This window comes from Vibrio kasasachensis, assembly GCF_050337565.1.
GTDB classification, from domain to species: Bacteria; Pseudomonadota; Gammaproteobacteria; order Enterobacterales; family Vibrionaceae; genus Vibrio; species Vibrio kasasachensis.
Genome location: NZ_JAKJTB010000014.1, coordinates 39848 through 57344 on the forward strand (window position 1 = coordinate 39848; position 17497 = coordinate 57344).

General features: G+C 44.6%; 17 protein-coding genes. 7 read left to right on the plus strand and 10 right to left on the minus strand.

Annotated features, from left to right (window positions below):
* Positions 1-142 precede the first annotated feature (142 nt).
* The gene (locus L4C38_RS12070) at positions 143-1552 is read left to right on the plus strand and encodes an amidohydrolase (RefSeq protein ID WP_428797931.1); all 1410 of its coding nucleotides are present in this window, start codon (positions 143-145) and stop codon (positions 1550-1552) included.
* Between the two features lie 80 nt (positions 1553-1632).
* On the opposite strand, the gene motX is transcribed toward L4C38_RS12070, so the two are convergent.
* From motX to kefG, 7 genes are all read right to left on the minus strand, one after another.
* Complete coding sequence (gene motX / locus L4C38_RS12075) at positions 1633-2268, minus strand: flagellar protein MotX (protein ID WP_428797810.1); 636 nt, start codon at positions 2266-2268, stop codon at positions 1633-1635.
* A 208-nt stretch (positions 2269-2476) separates the two neighbouring features.
* Positions 2477-3796: an adenylosuccinate synthase gene (locus L4C38_RS12080; RefSeq protein WP_428797811.1), complete on the minus strand. Its 1320-nt coding sequence runs from the start codon at positions 3794-3796 to the stop codon at positions 2477-2479.
* A 164-nt stretch (positions 3797-3960) separates the two neighbouring features.
* A complete protein-coding gene (locus tag L4C38_RS12085; RefSeq protein WP_428797812.1) occupies positions 3961-4893 on the minus strand; it encodes an isoaspartyl peptidase/L-asparaginase family protein in 933 nt (310 codons plus the stop codon).
* A 152-nt stretch (positions 4894-5045) separates the two neighbouring features.
* Positions 5046-5621 carry a peptidylprolyl isomerase gene (gene slyD / locus L4C38_RS12090; protein ID WP_428797813.1) on the minus strand — a complete coding sequence of 192 codons (576 nt, stop codon included), beginning with the start codon at positions 5619-5621 and terminating at the stop codon, positions 5046-5048.
* Between the two features lie 85 nt (positions 5622-5706).
* Complete coding sequence (locus tag L4C38_RS12095) at positions 5707-5901, minus strand: YheV family putative zinc ribbon protein (RefSeq protein WP_428797814.1); 195 nt, start codon at positions 5899-5901, stop codon at positions 5707-5709.
* A 24-nt stretch (positions 5902-5925) separates the two neighbouring features.
* Complete coding sequence (kefB, locus tag L4C38_RS12100) at positions 5926-7722, minus strand: glutathione-regulated potassium-efflux system protein KefB (RefSeq protein ID WP_428797815.1); 1797 nt, start codon at positions 7720-7722, stop codon at positions 5926-5928.
* Positions 7712-8302: a glutathione-regulated potassium-efflux system ancillary protein KefG gene (gene kefG, locus L4C38_RS12105; protein ID WP_428797816.1), complete on the minus strand. Its 591-nt coding sequence runs from the start codon at positions 8300-8302 to the stop codon at positions 7712-7714. The genes kefB and kefG overlap by 11 nt, the downstream gene beginning before the upstream one ends.
* A 134-nt stretch (positions 8303-8436) precedes the next feature.
* Between kefG and L4C38_RS12110 the strand changes: the two genes are divergently transcribed.
* The 6 genes from L4C38_RS12110 (at position 8437) to crp (ending at position 13917) form a co-directional block, all read left to right on the plus strand.
* A complete protein-coding gene (locus tag L4C38_RS12110) occupies positions 8437-10359 on the plus strand; it encodes an ABC transporter ATP-binding protein (protein WP_428797817.1) in 1923 nt (640 codons plus the stop codon).
* Positions 10356-10844, plus strand: coding sequence for a TIGR02444 family protein (locus L4C38_RS12115; RefSeq protein WP_428797818.1), 489 nt, complete (start codon positions 10356-10358; stop codon positions 10842-10844). Before L4C38_RS12110 ends, L4C38_RS12115 begins: the two co-directional genes overlap by 4 nt.
* A complete protein-coding gene (locus L4C38_RS12120; protein ID WP_428797819.1) occupies positions 10841-11815 on the plus strand; it encodes a hydrolase in 975 nt (324 codons plus the stop codon). Before L4C38_RS12115 ends, L4C38_RS12120 begins: the two co-directional genes overlap by 4 nt.
* A 38-nt stretch (positions 11816-11853) precedes the next feature.
* Positions 11854-12066, plus strand: coding sequence for a YheU family protein (locus L4C38_RS12125; protein WP_428797820.1), 213 nt, complete (start codon positions 11854-11856; stop codon positions 12064-12066).
* Between the two features lie 107 nt (positions 12067-12173).
* Positions 12174-13043 (plus strand): phosphoribulokinase, encoded by an 870-nt coding sequence (locus tag L4C38_RS12130; protein WP_428797821.1) that lies wholly within the window; start codon positions 12174-12176, stop codon positions 13041-13043.
* A 241-nt stretch (positions 13044-13284) separates the two neighbouring features.
* Positions 13285-13917 carry a cAMP-activated global transcriptional regulator CRP gene (gene crp / locus L4C38_RS12135; protein ID WP_005597159.1) on the plus strand — a complete coding sequence of 211 codons (633 nt, stop codon included), beginning with the start codon at positions 13285-13287 and terminating at the stop codon, positions 13915-13917.
* A gap of 85 nt (positions 13918-14002) precedes the next feature.
* Here the strand turns inward: crp and L4C38_RS12140 are convergent, their stop codons facing one another.
* The 3 genes from L4C38_RS12140 to astA all read right to left on the minus strand — a co-directional run bounded on the left by L4C38_RS12140 (position 14003) and on the right by astA (position 17450).
* The gene (locus tag L4C38_RS12140) at positions 14003-14824 is read right to left on the minus strand and encodes a DUF1338 domain-containing protein (RefSeq protein ID WP_428797822.1); all 822 of its coding nucleotides are present in this window, start codon (positions 14822-14824) and stop codon (positions 14003-14005) included.
* A 113-nt stretch (positions 14825-14937) separates the two neighbouring features.
* A complete protein-coding gene (gene astD, locus L4C38_RS12145; protein ID WP_428797823.1) occupies positions 14938-16395 on the minus strand; it encodes a succinylglutamate-semialdehyde dehydrogenase in 1458 nt (485 codons plus the stop codon).
* A gap of 35 nt (positions 16396-16430) precedes the next feature.
* Complete coding sequence (astA, locus tag L4C38_RS12150; RefSeq protein ID WP_428797824.1) at positions 16431-17450, minus strand: arginine N-succinyltransferase; 1020 nt, start codon at positions 17448-17450, stop codon at positions 16431-16433.
* Positions 17451-17497: the final 47 nt, after the last annotated feature.

Below are 17497 nucleotides of genomic sequence, written 5' to 3' on the forward strand. Positions count from 1 at the left end.
AACTTAGCGGAATAATAATCCACCAACCATAAGGTTGATGCAGATCACACTTTACTGCAAGTAGAAAAGCAAACGTTTGCAAGTTGGCGTCCTTGTTGCCATATTCCCTTCCAACTTCCTGTTCCCATTTCTAGGTTTTATTATCACTATGAAACGTACTTTATTAACCACGGCTATTGCAAGCTTAGGTCTATTTTCAGCTCTTTCACATGCAGCAGATAAAGCTGATTTGATGATCACTGATGCTATGGTTCTCACCATGAACCCAGATAAAGCCGTATACGAAAACGGTACAGTGGTTGTTAGAGACAACAAAATCATCGCCGTTGGTGATGCGTCTTTAGAGAAGCAATATAAAGCAGAGAAAGTGCTTGATGTTGATGGCGATATTGTCATGCCCGGCCTAATCAACACGCACACACACGTTTCAATGACAGTATTCCGCTCGCTAGCGGATGACGTACCTGATCGTCTACACCGCTACATTTTCCCACTAGAAGCAAAACTGGTTTCTCGTGAAATGGTTCGTATTGGTGCAAACCTAGGTAACGTAGAAATGTTAAAAGGCGGTGTCACCACCTACGCAGATATGTATTACTTTGAAGACGAAGTGGCTAAAACTGTCGATAAGATTGGTATGCGCGCTATCCTAGGCGAGACCATCATCAAGTTCCCAGTAGCATCAGCAAAAAATGCCAATGCAGGAATTGATTACACGCTTAAATTTATTGAAGAATACAAAAACCATCCACGTATTACGCCAGCGTTTGCTCCCCATGCGCCTTATACCAACACAACTGAAACACTACAAAAAGTTGCAAAACTTTCGTTAGAGAACAATGTACCTGTGATGATTCACTTAGCTGAATCACATCGCGAAGAAGAGAAAATCGCTGAACGTTCTAACGGCTTATCGCCTGTTGAATACATGGACAGCATTGGCGCGCTAAACAAAAACCTTGTTGGTGCACATATGATCCTAGTGGACGACAAGGATATTGAGCTGGTTAAAAAAGCAGATATGGGTGTTGCGCACAATATGAGTGCTAATATCAAATCAGCAAAAGGCGTCTCTCCAGCGCTGAAAATGTATGACGAAAATGTGCGTATTGGTTTAGGTACTGATGGTCCTATGTCAGGTAATACGCTGAGCACGATCGATGAATTTAACCAAGTTGCAAAAGTTCACAAATTAGTCAATCAAGACCGTGCTGCAATGCCGCCAATTAAAGTCATCGATATGGCAACGATGGGCGCCGCAAAAGCACTGCACATGGAAGACAAGGTCGGCTCTCTTGAAGTGGGGAAACTGGCTGACATCATCGTTATTGATACCAAAGCACCAAACATGATTCCTGTTTACAACCCTTACTCAGCATTGGTTTACTCAGCAAACTCAGCTAACGTTCGCCACTCTATTGTTGATGGCAAGTTGCTGATGAAAGATCGTCAGATCCTCACCGTCGATGAAGAAACCATCCGTAAGGAAGCGGTAGCGTTTACACAAATAGTGCGTGATGCCGTCATTGAATCTGGAGAAGTGGTTCAATAAACCACGATTGAAAAAACAATGCCCAGCAATTGCTGGGCATTTTTATAAGTGCAGGTTTTACAATTTTCAGCCGATTAAGCTTACCAGAATGTTTCGCGCCGCTTAGCTCGCGCAATAATATTGTCAGGCATACGCTGTTCAAGACCATTTCTCAAACGTGAAATCCGTTTGTGTTGACGCTGATCTGCTGTGACTGAGTTATACAGCCAACGGTAAGCATCTTCATAATCGAGCGGGCTACCATAATCACGTAAAAGCAGTTCCGCAAGGTGAATGCGCGCATTGAGATTCCCCATTGCAGCGGCTTCACGTAGGTAAGGAATTGCTCGTTCTTTATCTTGCTGAACTAGAGTTCCACGAGAATAGTAACGCCCCAATTGCTCAAGCGCAGTTGGTAAGCCTTGATGCGCTGCATTTTCCATGTAATAAAGACCAAGCTCTACATCTTGCTTAACGCAAACACCCCACGCCAACATATCTCCATAGAGAAACTCGTATGAAGGAAGGCTAATGCGTGTCGCTCGCGCAACAATGTCCTCTACCAACTGGCAGTTATCAGCTTTAACTCGTTCTAAATGTTTACTTTGTTCAATCAGTTTGATTAGTTCAGCTTCGGAATATATCGGCACTGGCCCACCGATATCAGTCACGCTGGCGTAACTGAAGGTCGCGCTCAATGTCATCATCAACGAAGCTGCTACTGTTCGTAGCTTCATACCTGCACTCTTTGTTGAATTCGATGCCCACTCTGTCTTAATGAAAAGCAAAGTTAGGTTCGATAACTTTATCGGCAAACATGATGAAGTCTTTAGACAAAATTTGCCGCGAGTTGGCAATAGTTTGCCATATGCAGTTCAAAAAAACAGCAAAGTCGTCATACAAAAAAGCCGACCCTGAGGTCGGCTTTCATCAAACTGTTACGAGTTACTTAGATTCGAATGGATGAACCTTGATGATTGTCTCGTTACGATCTGGACCCGTTGAAATGATATCAACAGGTACACCCGTTAGTTCTTCAATACGTTTAATGTAATCTAGAGCAGCTTGTGGAAGCGCGTCGATAGATTTAGCACCAAATGTATTTTCAGACCAACCTGGCATTGTTTCGTAAACTGGCGTCGCTTTTTCAAATGCTTCAGCAGCCATTGGCGAAACTTCTAGCACAGAGCCATCTTCCATTCTGTAGCTAGTACAGATTTTAAGCTCTTCTAGACCATCTAGCACGTCTAATTTAGTTAGACAGAAACCAGATATAGAGTTGATTTGAATTGCACGACGCATAGCAACGGCATCAAACCAACCACAACGGCGTAAACGACCTGTTGTTGCACCAAATTCGTGACCAACAGTACCTAAGTGCTTACCTACTGGATCTTGCTTATCTAGACCGTCATATAGTTCTGTTGGGAATGGACCTGAACCTACACGAGTACAGTAAGCTTTCGCAATACCTAAGATGTAACCTAGGTGACGAGGACCAAAACCAGAACCTGCAGCAACACCACCAGCGGTTGTGTTAGAAGACGTTACGTATGGGTAAGTACCATGGTCGATATCAAGTAGTGTACCTTGCGCACCTTCGAACATGATCTTGTCGCCGCGCTTACGTGCTGCGTCTAGTTCGTCAGTTACATCGATAACCATTGAAGTTAGTAGCTCTGCGTAGCCTTTAGCTTGCTCAAGTACTTCATCGTAGCTTACTGCTTCCACTTTGTAGAAGTTAACTAGTTGGAAGTTATGTAATTCCATTACTTCTTTAAGTTTTTCAGCGAATGATTCCATATCGAATAGGTCGCCAACGCGTAGACCGCGACGAGCAACTTTATCTTCGTAAGCAGGACCGATACCACGACCAGTCGTACCGATAGCTTTCTTGCCACGAGCGATTTCGCGCGCTTGATCTAAAGCAACGTGGTAAGGAAGAATTAGAGGACATGCTTCAGAAATGAAAAGACTGTCACGTACTGCAATGCCGCGCTCTTCAAGAGGCTTCATTTCTTTAATTAATGCGTCAGGTGATAGCACTACACCATTGCCGATAATGCATTTAACATTATCGCGAAGGATACCTGATGGAATTAAGTGAAGAACGGTTTTTTCACCGTCGATTACAAGTGTGTGACCTGCATTGTGTCCGCCTTGGTAGCGAACCACATATTTTGCATCTTCGGTTAAAAGGTCTACGATCTTACCTTTTCCTTCGTCACCCCATTGGGTGCCTAGAACGACTACGTTATTTCCCATCTTTCCAGTCTGATAGCTAGTTAAAAAAGGATTTTAGCACCGAATTAGCTGTCTTGCAGTCATTTTTTAATCATGCCTCTTTTATATGGCGACAAATTCTATATCGAGGATAAAAGACTGAGTTTGCTAAGTAACTTAGAGGATATGCTGATAATTTCATGCTTTTATGCATAAATTTTTACGCTCAATCTTCCATATCTATCAATGCTGGCGCGGTACATACCTGTAGAGTTAAGAGCAAAGTGCACCTCTCCGCTACGATCAACGGCAATCACACCGCCTTCACCACCGATATTTTTCAGCTCACCTAGGATCACAGCATCACACGCGGTATGGACATCTTCATTGAGATAACGCATGCGAGCCGCGATATCAGCCGTAACCGCTTTACGAAGAAAATATTCTCCAACCCCCGTTGCTGATAAAGCTACGTTGCCATTTTCGGCAAATGTTCCCGCTCCTATGATCGGAGAATCCCCAACTCGACCATACTTTTTATTGGTTATACCGCCAGTACTCGTCGCCGCAGCAAGGTTGCCATACTTATCGAGCGCCACCGCGCCTACCGTTCCATGTTTGTCATCATCGGGATAATTGGCTTCTGACAGTGCCAGCAAATTGGAATCTTTGATCGCCATCAGTTGGTCATATCGTCGGTCTGTGAAGAAATAATCTTGCTCGGTAAAAATATGCCCATGCTCAAAAGCAAACTCTTCTGCACCATCTCCCATCAATAGCACGTGTTGACTATGTTTCATCACGTCATAAGCTAATGATATTGGGTTCTTAATATGGCGAACACAAGCCACCGCCCCTGCCTCACTATTTTCACCACTCATAATACAGGCGTCCATTTCGACCATCTCTTGATGAGTAAGAACAGAACCTCGACCAGCATTAAAATGTGGTGAATCTTCGAGAACTTTAACCGCAGCAACAACCGCATCAACCGCTGTTCCACCCTGAGCAAGTATTTGATGCCCTGCTTTCACCGCGATTTCTAAGTCAGTTTCAATCGCAATTTGAAGATCGGCACTCATATGCTGAGGTAAAATCGTGCCGGCACCACCATGAATGGCGATAGAAAATAGAGACATTTTTGCACCTCTCATTGTGGGAATATGACAACAGATAACCCAACTCAATGGCGTTTATCTTATGGATGTAAAAAGCGCAGCTTGAATCAACAAGCTGCGCTTTTAAAATTTATTCGGCTTAATCAATTAACAATTAAGCTAAGGGTATACGATTAGTGAGAACCACAACCGCCGCCGCCACAGCATTCGTGATCGTCAGCTTTCTCTTCACCACCACAACAGCCACCTTCGTGGTCGTGATCGTGGTCATGACCACAGCCACCAGCTTGATGTACATGACCGTGTTCAACTTCTTCAGCGGTTGCTTCACGTACTGCTACAACTTCAACAACGAAAGTTAGAGTGTGGCCAGCTAGCATGTGGTTACCGTCAACCACGACTTCGTCACCATCAACTTCTGTTACTTCTACAGGGATTGGACCTTGGTCAGTATCCGCTAGGAAACGCATACCTACTTCGATTTGTTCAACACCATGGAATACGTCAGCAGGAACACGCTGCACTAGATCATCACTGTGCTCACCGTAAGCATCATCTGGAGCGATCGTTACTTCAAATTTGTCACCAGCCACTTTACCTTCTAGCGCAGCTTCCAGGCCAGAAATTAAGTTACTGTTACCGTGTAGGTAATCTAGCGGTGCTTCAGCTGTTGATTGGTCAACAACTGCACCATCTTCTAGTTTCACTTGGTACGCTAGGCTTGCGACGACATTCTTTTCAATTTTCATAATTGCTCCAAGGCATTGGGTACCCAGACAGCTGGGGAATAAAATAATAACTTGGGTATTATGGGGATCTATTTAAGAAACACAATCAATCAGGGCGAAAAATTCCGATCATATTGTCATCAGAACGCAGTGTCTTTTCGACTGATTGGGGCTTACGTTGGTCATGGTAATCACAGTCAACACACTCTACTAGCTCAATGTTATTTTCTATCCACCAGCGTAAACTGTCGCGTTGCTGACACTGGGGACAACTTGCTCCAGCGATAAAACGTTTCTTCATTTTGTTCTCTTTTATTAGGCTAATTTAATCCCAGAAATTTTTAGTCTGCTGATCATTTTCCATTTCTCGACCAAATATTTCTTCCAGCTCTTTGCGTGCTTCTTTGGCTCTTTGGGCCAATTGTTTATCTTCACTATGTTGTGGTAACAGTTCTTCGAGCATCGCATTATCGAGCTTGCGAAAGTGTGCTTCTGCGCGGTGGGCTTGATAGGGATGCATACCCAATTCGATCAAGGCTAACTTACCTAAATCTAATGCTCCAAGGAATGTTTCACGGGAATACTTATCCACGCCATGGCTGAGCAATTGATAAGCCTCAACTCGGCTGCGTGCTCGCGCCAATACTTTTAGATTGGGAAAATGCTGGCGACACAAATCAACGATTTGCATTATCTCATCAGGGGAGTCGGTACACAGCATAATTGCTTCAGCTTTACTCGCCCCTGCCGCTCGCAATAAATCCAGTTGAGTCGCATCACCGTAAAATACCTTGTATCCATATTTTCGCAGTAACTTGATTTGGCTCGCGTCGCTTTCTAAAATCGTCAATTTGATTTTATTGGCATACAGCAAACGCCCCACGATCTGTCCAAAACGTCCAAAACCAGCAATGATTACCCTCGGTTGATTATCAACCACATCACTTGCAAGCAAAGCTTCTTCTTCTTGGTTAAGTTTTCTCGCGTACCACTTTTCTTGCCCCATTAACAAAATAGGTGTTGTCACCATCGATAAACTGACAACCACCAGCAAAAAGGCAGTTTGTTCGGTAGTTAATAAACTCTGGCTTTGTGCTGCGGTAAAAATAACAAAGGCAAACTCACCACCTTGGCTAAGAATCGCAGCTATTCGGCTACGAGATTTAGCACGGCTACCTGCCATCCGCGCTAACACATAGAGCAATAAACCCTTAATCGTCACCAAAAGGAGGACACTGATCAAAATCACCCAAGGCTGATGAGCAAGTAAACCTAAGTTGACGGCCATGCCAACCGCGATAAAAAATAATCCCAACAACAGCCCTTTAAAAGGCTCAATGGCAATCTCTAACTCATGACGATACTCGCTTTCGGCTAACAACACGCCGGCGATAAATGCGCCTAAAGCCATCGATAAGCCAAGTTGTTTCATCAATAACGCAATACCAATGACCAGCAATAAAGCCGCGACGGTAAATAACTCTCTTACCCCACTAGCAACTACATAACGAAACAATGGGCGCAATAAAAAATGCCCACCGACTAACAACCCGGAGACACCAGCAAGCATCCACAAGCCATCTTGCCAATTACCCGTCGTGTTGCCTGCCAGTAAAGGCAACATAGCAAGCATTGGAATAACTGCAACATCTTGAAATAACAGTACCGCAAAACCAGATTGCCCTGTTTCTGTTCCTGCTAGCCCTTTTTCTTCAATCACTCGCAACGCAATCGCGGTGGAAGATAACGCCAATCCCATACCAATAGTCAGGCTGACCTGCCATGTCATCCCAATAACGTTGGCGATACTTGCTAGCACCGCAGTCGTCAGCACGACTTGCGCGCCGCCTAAACCGAGAATGGGTCCACGTAACTGCCACAATTTCTTGGGATTCAGTTCCAAACCAATGAGAAATAGCAGTAATACCACACCGAATTCAGCAAAGTGTAGTATCGCATCAACATCGCGGATAAGCCCCAAGCCCCATGGCCCAATGGCAACGCCAGCAAGGAGGTAACCTAATACTGAGCCTAAACCAAAGCGCTGCGCCAACGGCACAGCGACAACCGCAGCCGTTAAGAAAATTGCACTACTTTGGAGAAAGTCACTTTCAAGCGCCATTACTGCCTCCTTCTTCATCACCGTCGACACCAATTAGCGGGGAGATTAACCATTGGCAATAACGATCAGCGTGCTGCTCACGTTCCGCATCAGATACATTGCGCGCCCAATACAGCACGTACGGCTCCATCCAATGCATGCGGCACAAAGCAGCTGTCAATTCAAACGGCTGTAAAATTTGTTCTAGCGGATATTTATTATAGCCATGTTCACCAAAGGCTTCCTCTTTCCCCCCTGTGGTGATAACACTACGCCAATACTTACCTTGCAATGCACTGCCTTCTCCGTAGGCAAACCCTTTTTTACCTAACACTCTGTCGAGCCACTCTTTCAATAAAGCTGGGCAAGAGTAGAGATACATTGGATGATGAAAAACGATCACATCATGCTCTAAGAGGGCATTGTGTTCAGCACTAACATCAATAAAAAAGTCGGGGTAGAGCGCATAAAGATCACGCACTGTGACATGCTCAAGTGATTCGATCTTATTGATCATGACTTGATTGGCGATGGAAGTTTGCGATTCCGGATGAGCGTAAATGACTAATACTTTAGCCTGAGCAGAAGCTAATGAAACCATCCCTTGTACAGCAGTCCTATTATTTTCGTTATCATTTTGTTATACGCGGTTGAAGCGAATAACGCAATGATCGACTTTTTCGGTCATTCCTCCTACTATGCGGAGCGAAATGATTAAAGAAAAAACAAAACTCTATGATTACCTTCTCTGACATCCAACTGCTACGCGGTGGCAAGCCCTTATTAGATAATGCCTCTGCAATCATCCACCCTGGCGATAAAGTCGGTTTGGTGGGAAAAAATGGTTGCGGCAAGTCATCCTTGTTCGCCCTAATTAAAGATGAGCTCTCTATTGACGCGGGCAACTTCGGTAAGCCGGCACATTGGGAACTGGCTTGGGTAGCACAAGAAACCCCTGCACTTGATCGTACCGCGCTGGAATACGTTATTGACGGCGATCGTGAGTTTCGATCTTTAGAACAACAACTCACCGTTGCTGAAGACGCAGACAACGGCATATTGGTTGCTGAGTTGCACGGAAAAATTGAAACCATTGGTGGCTATAGCATTCGTGCTCGCGCTGCAGAATTACTTGATGGCTTAGGCTTTACTCAACCACAGATGAGCTGGAATCTCACTCAATTTTCTGGTGGCTGGCGTATGCGCCTCAACTTGGCACAAGCACTACTTTGTCGTTCCGACTTACTGCTACTCGATGAGCCAACTAACCATCTAGATTTAGACGCTGTCATGTGGCTAGAACGTTGGCTACAAAACTACCCTGGCACCTTGGTGTTAATCTCTCACGACCGAGATTTTCTTGATCCTATTGTTGGACGAGTGATCCATGTGGAGAATCAACAACTCAATGAGTACACCGGCAACTACTCATCATTTGAAGAGCAGCGTGCGCAGAAACTGATCCTGCAACAAGCCATGTTTACCAAACAGAAAAAGCACATGGCGCACATGCAAAGCTATATTGATCGCTTCCGTTACAAAGCGTCAAAAGCTCGCCAAGCACAAAGCCGTATTAAAGCTCTAGAGCGCATGGAAAAAGTGCTTCCTGCACAATTTGACAACCCATTTAGTTTTGAATTCCGCGAACCGGATACGCTGCCAAATCCAATTATTATGATGGATGAAATATCAGCTGGTTACGGCGACAATCTTATCTTAGAAAAAATACGCCTGAATCTGGTTCCAGGTAGCCGTATTGGATTACTAGGTCGCAATGGCGCAGGTAAATCTACGCTGATTAAATTACTCTCAGGTGAGCATAAACCTCAGAGTGGCAAGTTAACATACTCGCAAGGGGTAAAAATTGGCTACTTTGCTCAGCATCAACTAGAGACGCTGCACCCGGAAGAAACACCGCTACAGCACTTGATGCAAATCGCACCGAACCACACTGAGCAACAATTGCGTGACTACTTGGGAAGTTTTGGCTTTCAAGGTGAAAAAACACTCGAAAAAGTGGCTCCATTCTCCGGCGGTGAGAAAGCCCGTCTAGTACTGGCGTTGGTGGTATGGCAAAAGCCGAACCTGCTATTGCTCGATGAACCAACAAACCATTTAGACTTGGATATGCGCCAAGCTCTAACCATGGCACTACAAACTTTTGAAGGCGCTATGGTGATTGTTTCGCACGACCGATATTTACTGCGTGCCACCACCGATGATCTTTACCTCGTACACGACCGCCAAGTCGCCCCGTTTGATGGGGACTTAAGCGATTACTACAAATGGTTAACGGATCAGCAAAAAGCGGAACGTCGCGAAGCCCAAGCAGAACAACCAGAGAAGAACACAACCAACAGTGCGTCAGCAAAGAAAGATCAAAAAAGACGTGAAGCTGAATTTCGAAAACTAACGGCACCAATTCGCAAAAAATTGACACAACTTGACGATATAATGGATAAGTTAGCTCAAAAATCAGCCAACGCTGAAGAACAATTGTCGGATATCTCGCTGTATGAAGCCGAAAACAAAGCTAAACTTACACAAGTTCTGGCTGATCAAGCCTCCAGTAAAGCCGATTTAGAAGATGTTGAAATGGAATGGATGGCTCTTCAAGAAGAGCTAGAACAGATGGAACAGGAGTTCAGCAATCAATGAGTATCGAGCGCGTATATGTTTCTTTAACACTTGAACGACTATGGCAATTTAGCTTGCAATACTACAGTGTCCGAGAAGTAAAAGATGCGTGCTTGACTCTTCAGAATCACTACCATGGTAACGTCAACTTACTCTTGCTGCTTAAGTGGCTCGATGAACAAGGTGCTACTATTAGTGAGCAAGATTGGCATCAAGTGGGAGAATGCTTGAGCCGATCTGAATCCCTGCTTGGCAGTTTTCGTGAGTTGCGGAGAAGGCTAAAACGCAACGTTGCCGACACTTTGTACCGCGAAACGCTGCAGTTTGAATTACAACTAGAAAAGCAACAGCAGTCTGATTTAGTTGATTGCATTAACGGACTCACCCTTGGTAACGCAAATGGTGATCCGCTTACTTTACGTTATTGTCGTCAGTTGGATGGAGAGCATTTGTACTCCGTATTTTCACAACCATTTACATCGGATGATCCAACTGACACGCTATGACAAAATTTATTGCAGCCGCAGGTATCACCAACGCACACCTGCAAACCTTAGCGCCACGTTTTATTCGTAAAAAAGCGCTATTTGAACCTATTTGGCAAACACTCGATACCCCTGACGGTGATTTTATCGATCTGGCTTGGAGCGAGGACCCTGACTCTAAAACGGCGCAGGACAAGCCTCTGTTTGTACTCTTTCATGGCTTAGAAGGTTGTTTTTATAGTCCATACGCCAATGGATTAATGAATGCGTTTGCCAAAGAAGGCTGGTTGTCAGTCATGATGCACTTTCGTGGTTGCAGTGGTATACCTAACCGCCTGCCTCGCGCTTACCATTCAGGTGAAGTGGAAGATGCACGCTTCTTCCTTGAAAGAATACATGAACAATACCCTGAGCGAGTCAAAGTAGCCGTTGGGATCTCTCTCGGTGGTAATATGCTGGCAAATTACTTAGCCAAATATGCCGACAAGCCATTAATTGATGCAGCTTCCATCGTCTCAGCACCCTTAGATCTTTCCGCCTGCTCACTACGAATTGAACAAGGCTTCTCTAAAGTTTACAAAACCTATTTACTCAATTCACTCAAACGAAATGCGTTGCGAAAACATCATCTACTCAAAGGTGAATTAGGGCTAACTTATCAATCAATTAAACGCGTCACCAAGCTCTATGATTTTGATGATTTGATTACAGCTCCTTTACATGGTTTTAAAGATGCTGATGATTATTACCAGCGCTGTTCTGGCATTCACCGCCTGCAACAAATAAAACTGCCTACCCAAATCATTCACGCTAAAGATGACCCGTTTATGACCGATGCGGTGATCCCTCACTTCATTCTACCTGAGAACATTGATTATCGATTGTTTGATAACGGTGGACATGTCGGCTTTGTCACTGGCTCTCTATTAAAACCACGATTTTGGCTCGAGGAAATGCTTCCCGCTTACTATCAGCCCTTAAAACCCGCATAATGTCATCATCGCAACCATCATAGAATAAAGAGGTATTTATGATTGTTCCTTGGCAAGATGTATCACCTGAAACGTTAGAAAACCTAATTCGCGAATTTGTATTACGAGAAGGTACCGATTACGGCGAAATGGAAATCTCGCTGCAAGATAAAGTGGACCAAGTCAAAACTCAACTTGCGTCAGGCGAAGCGGCGATCGTTTTCTCTGAGCTACACGAAACGGTCGATATCCAACTCAGAAAGAAGTTTTAACTGTTTAAGCTTTTTAAACAGAACGTTAATCATGTTATATTGATACGTAGAATTTGTAACACCCATTCAAATATTAACAGGAACGTTATTTTTAGACAGGGTTTGTCATGTCAGCAAAGCATCCAATCATTGCCGTAACGGGTTCATCCGGAGCGGGAACCACAACTACATCTGAAGCCTTTCGCAAAATGTTCAATATGATGGACATAAAGCCTGCGTGGATCGAAGGGGACAGTTTCCACCGATTTACTCGTCCTGAAATGGACGTAGAGATTCGTAAAGCTCGCGATCAAGGTCGCCATATTAGCTATTTTGGTCCTCAAGCTAATGACTTTCCTGCTCTGGCGGATTTTTTCCATGAGTATGGTAACGATGGCACTGGTAAGGTACGCCGCTATCTACATACCTTTGATGAAGCCGTACCCTATAACCAAATGCCTGGTACTTTTACCCATTGGCAAGATCTTCCTGAAAATAGCGATGTGCTGTTTTATGAAGGATTACACGGTGGTGTGGTCGATGGTGACGTTAACGTTGCCCAGCATGTGGATTTTTTGATTGGTATGGTGCCAATCGTTAACCTTGAATGGATCCAAAAATTTGTCCGCGATACTCGTGACCGCGGACATTCTCGCGAAGCCGTTATGGACTCTATCGTTCGCTCGATGGATGACTACTTAAACTACATTACTCCGCAGTTTTCGCGTACCCACATCAACTTTCAGCGTGTCCCTACCGTCGATACATCTAACCCTCTTGATGCGAAAGGCATTCCAAGCTTAGACGAAAGCTTTGTTGTAATTCGATTGCGTGGCTTCAAAAATGTCGATTATCCGTATCTGTTAGCCATGATCGATGGTTCATTTATGTCGCGTCATAACACCCTTGTCGTTCCCGGCGGTAAAATGAGTTTCGCGATGGAATTAATCGTCAGACCAATTCTTCAACAATTAATAGAAACTGGGAAAATTGGCTAAATCACCGCGATTAAACACGATTACTTTTCATACCGTGATCATGTGCACGTTTTTGCTTAGAAAATAACATCCACTACTCGATTAAAATCAAGAAATAGTTCAGGAAAAAGGATACTATTTGAGGTCGAAACACAAGATAGCTTGCAGCACTACTGAAGTGCTCTTATCCTGTTTACTCCCAATTTGGGCTTAGCTACAACACGGAAAGCGCAAGCGTACCCTGCAGAGGAAGTGAGATATTATGGTTCTAGGTAAACCTCAAACCGATCCAACATTAGAGTGGTTCCTTTCACACTGTCATATTCATAAGTACCCATCAAAAAGCACGCTAATTCATGCGGGCGAGAAAGCTGAGACGTTGTACTACATCGTTAAAGGTTCTGTTGCGGTACTTATTAAAGACGAAGAAGGTAAGGAGATGATCCTTTCTTACCTAAACCAAGGTGATTTCATTGGTGAGCTTGGTCTATTTGAAGAAGACCAAGAACGTACTGCTTGGGTTCGCGCCAAGTCTCCTTGTGAAGTTGCAGAGATTTCATTTAAGAAATTCCGCCAACTAATACAAGTAAACCCTGATATTCTAATGCGTCTGTCTTCTCAGATGGCTCGTCGCCTACAAGTGACTAGCCAAAAAGTTGGCGACCTAGCATTCCTAGATGTAACCGGTCGTATCGCGCAAACGCTACTAAACCTAGCGAAGCAACCTGATGCGATGACTCACCCAGATGGAATGCAAATTAAGATCACTCGTCAAGAAATCGGTCAAATCGTGGGCTGTTCTCGCGAGACTGTTGGTCGTATCTTGAAGATGCTAGAAGAGCAGAACTTAATCTCTGCTCACGGCAAGACTATCGTTGTGTACGGAACTCGCTAAGTTACATTTAGTGGACAAGTCACATTGCAAAAGCCACCTTTCGGTGGCTTTTTTGTTTTCCATCTTTGACGGCTCATTCATTGAGTCAGTTGTTGGTAGTTTCTATATTAGTACTTTCAATATTGGTGCTTTCAAATATCTTATCGGCAGAAGCCGCAACAAAGCCTGGATACAACTGACCATCAGCCATTGGATACCGCTTGGCAAATTCGTAAAAACCGCCCGGTATCAACATTACACCGTCATCAAACTCAACATGAACACGATCTGCCATTGTTGAAGATTGCTCCAGTAGCACCTCTGCAGAACCTTTCACTTCCCCACCCGATTGGTTAATCACAAACCCCGTGGCTTTTAGGTAGTCATTCACTTGCTGCACTTCACTAAACTGCTTAAGTTGGTTAACACTAACCGTAAAATGATTCGCACCATAACCATGAGCAGCTAACCATGCTGCATATTCACTCTCTTGAGCCAATATAAGATAATCTTGATAGGGCAATTGCCATGGTCTACCTGAGTACAAAAACTCAACCCCTTGCATCTCACCTTGCTCAACCTGAGAAACCAATTGCTTAACGATACCTTGCAATGCTTCTGAGCATTCTTCCACTTTAAGTTGACTAATAAATACTTTCGGTTGAGTTGGGTCTGGATGCTGAAAGTGCTTAGCTACTAATTTTTTCGATTCAAATACGTAATCGCCCGCTTCCTGATAACCTAATTCAAGAAAAGGCTTCGCTAACACTTCCAATCCAACAGGCGCGACGTTAAAAGTTCGAAGCGCTATATGATCATTGAGTAATGGGTCATCTTCTTTAAGCAACTTATGAACGTTACCCGCAGATGGGCACAGACGAGAGGTGTAGTCTTGCCATAATAACTGGAACAGAACACTTGGTGTCATAGCGCCTCCTTGTCTCAATGTTGGTATTTGGCTTAATTCGACCACTACAGTGTAGTTCAGTGAAAATGTCAGGGTGCAGAAGTATTAACCTCTGTGAGCTACATCCGCACTTGCTACAAATGAATACCCGGGCTTAGTGTTTCAGGTAGCTCAGTTTGCTCACCTTCCATAGACGCCATAGGGTATGCACAATAATCTGCCGCATAGTAAGCACTAGGTCGTAAATTGCCCGACGCCCCCGGACCACCAAACGGTGCATCACCACTGGCGCCGGTTAGTTGGCGGTTACGATTCACAATGCCGGCTCGAATATGCTCTACAAAATAGTCCCACTCTGCATCATCGGTCGAAACTAAGCCTGCGGATAATCCAAAGCGAGTATCATTCGCCAGTGCCACCGCTTGTTCAATCCCTTGGTAACGGACAACTTGCAACAGTGGTCCGAAGTATTCCTCATCGGGCAGCTCTGTAACTGCCGTCACATCAATGATTCCTGGGCTAACAAACGCTCCTTTACCCGCTCTTGCCTCAATGAGGCTCTCCCCACCTAAATCTTGTAGCTTGGTTTGAGCATCAAGAATATGCTGTGCCGCAACGATCGAAATTTGTGGACCCATAAAAGGCTCTGGTAGGGCAAAAGGCTCACCCATAACAATATTGCGGGTTGCCTCAACCAAACGCACCAGCAACGCGTCTCCTTTATCACCACTCGGTACATAGAGCCTACGAGCGCAAGTACAACGTTGTCCGGCACTGATAAAGGCAGACTGGATGATGGTGTAAACCGTCGCATCAAGTTCACCATACTGCTCTGAAATCACCATCGGATTATTCCCGCCCATTTCCAGCGCCAGCATTTTCTCTGGCCGACCCGAAAACTGACGATGCAGTACATGTCCCGTATTGGCACTGCCAGTAAAGAGCAAACCATCAATCCCTTTTGATTCTGCCAGCGCGACCCCGGTTTCTTTACTACCTTGAACTAGGTTAATCACCCCATCAGGTAAGCCTGCTCGTTGCCATAACTTCATCGCCACTTCACCGGTCCACGGCGTTTGTTCTGACGGTTTAAATACCACCGTATTCCCCGCTAATATTGCAGGCACAATATGACCATTAGGCAAATGAGCAGGGAAGTTGTAGGGACCAAATACCGCCATAACACCTAAAGGTCGATGGCGTAGTACGATTTGATTACCCGCCAGATCGCGTTGAGCCTCACCAGTGCGCTCATGATAAGCACGAATGGAGATCGCTATCTTACCTGCCATTGCAGCGACTTCAGTACGGGTTTCCCACAATGGTTTTCCAGTTTCTTTCGCAATCACTTCTGCCAGTTGTTCGCTATTGGCTTTCACTAGATCAGCAAAACGCTGTACGATTTGTTCTCGCTCTGCAATCGTACGTTTTTTCCAACCAATAAAGGCGTTACGCGCGGCGCTAACCGCTTCGTTCACTTGTGGGGCTGTGGCACTCTGACTTTGCCAAATAACGTCGCCATTGTAGGGGCTGGTTGATTGAATGATATCTCCCAGACCGGATAACCATTGACCTGCAATCCAATTCGCCATCTTATTCCTTCCTTAGAATCATCCGTACTTCAATGTTACTGCGCCAACATGCGCACAAAACCATCCGATTCAACTTGCAATGCTTGAGCTACATCAGGCGCTAAAATCACCGTCCCCGTAGCTTGATCATAAGCCCCTTTAGCAGCAACTGCTCTAAAGTGTTCAAATGACGTATTGCTGATTAAGTAATGATTACTGCTACTGTGCTCGGCGATGCTTACTTTGGCTCGAAATGAGTGACGTACAGACTCTATATTACGAACATCACACTCAACCGTTGGCCCACCATCAAAAATATCGACATAGTTGCGGCAAGTGAATCCTTCTTTCTCAAGTAAGCTCAATGCTGGTTTGGTATTTTCGTGCACTTTACCAATCACAGCCTGAGCTTCTTTGCTAAGTAAGTTGATATAAATCGGCAGCTTTGGCATTAAGTCAGCAATAAAGCCTTTCTTGCCTATTCCGGTTAGGTAATCAGCCATAGTGAAATCAATGCTAAAGAAGTTCTCTTGCAACCACTGCCAGAATGGAGAATTGCCGTGCTCATCTGAAACGCCACGCATCTCAGCAAACACAATATTAGAGAAACGGTGAGGATGTTCAGCCATCATAAGGAAACGACATTTAGACATTAAACGACCATTAAGACCGCCGCGAAATTTGGATCTTAAGAATAGAGTGCAAATTTCACTGCATCCTGTGTAGTTATTGCCAAACGTCAGAAGCTTCACCACATTATTCACACCCAATTTGGGTGAAGAATGAACAATGGTACTGATATGGTAGGAGTAAAAAGGCACATCCCAGCCAATAGCGGCCTCGACACCCGTGCAACCAGCCACTTCGCTGGTATCACTGTCAAAGCCAACCATGAGATAACCTTCATCACCCGGCTCAACTACGTTGGGTTTACTAAAACTGTATTCTGAATGGGTAATTCGGTTAGTCAGTAGTTCTTCATTAACCGGAAGAGATGTAAATCCGTGTCCTGATTCAACCGCACAAATATGCAGTGCTTCATAATCTGACATGGCGATAGGACGAACAATCAGCATCGATACTCCCTCCTGATGCTCAAGGAGACCAGCCAACTACGTAAGAT

Bases quoted from the DNA above. Each gene is read 5' to 3' on its own strand.
- motX (WP_428797810.1), bottom strand. From the start codon at position 2,268: ATGAAGCTACGAACAGTAGCAGCTTCGTTGATGATGACATTGAGCGCG.
- L4C38_RS12080 (WP_428797811.1), bottom strand. From the start codon at position 3,796: ATGGGAAATAACGTAGTCGTTCTAGGCACCCAATGGGGTGACGAAGGA.
- L4C38_RS12085 (WP_428797812.1), bottom strand. From the start codon at position 4,893: ATGTCTCTATTTTCTATCGCCATTCATGGTGGTGCCGGCACGATTTTA.
- slyD (WP_428797813.1), bottom strand. From the start codon at position 5,621: ATGAAAATTGAAAAGAATGTCGTCGCAAGCCTAGCGTACCAAGTGAAA.
- L4C38_RS12095 (WP_428797814.1), bottom strand. From the start codon at position 5,901: ATGAAGAAACGTTTTATCGCTGGAGCAAGTTGTCCCCAGTGTCAGCAA.
- kefB (WP_428797815.1), bottom strand. From the start codon at position 7,722: ATGGCGCTTGAAAGTGACTTTCTCCAAAGTAGTGCAATTTTCTTAACG.
- kefG (WP_428797816.1), bottom strand. From the start codon at position 8,302: ATGGTTTCATTAGCTTCTGCTCAGGCTAAAGTATTAGTCATTTACGCT.
- L4C38_RS12110 (WP_428797817.1), top strand. From the start codon at position 8,437: ATGATTACCTTCTCTGACATCCAACTGCTACGCGGTGGCAAGCCCTTA.
- L4C38_RS12115 (WP_428797818.1), top strand. From the start codon at position 10,356: ATGAGTATCGAGCGCGTATATGTTTCTTTAACACTTGAACGACTATGG.
- L4C38_RS12120 (WP_428797819.1), top strand. From the start codon at position 10,841: ATGACAAAATTTATTGCAGCCGCAGGTATCACCAACGCACACCTGCAA.
- L4C38_RS12125 (WP_428797820.1), top strand. From the start codon at position 11,854: ATGATTGTTCCTTGGCAAGATGTATCACCTGAAACGTTAGAAAACCTA.
- L4C38_RS12130 (WP_428797821.1), top strand. From the start codon at position 12,174: ATGTCAGCAAAGCATCCAATCATTGCCGTAACGGGTTCATCCGGAGCG.
- crp (WP_005597159.1), top strand. From the start codon at position 13,285: ATGGTTCTAGGTAAACCTCAAACCGATCCAACATTAGAGTGGTTCCTT.
- L4C38_RS12140 (WP_428797822.1), bottom strand. From the start codon at position 14,824: ATGACACCAAGTGTTCTGTTCCAGTTATTATGGCAAGACTACACCTCT.
- astD (WP_428797823.1), bottom strand. From the start codon at position 16,395: ATGGCGAATTGGATTGCAGGTCAATGGTTATCCGGTCTGGGAGATATC.
- astA (WP_428797824.1), bottom strand. From the start codon at position 17,450: ATGCTGATTGTTCGTCCTATCGCCATGTCAGATTATGAAGCACTGCAT.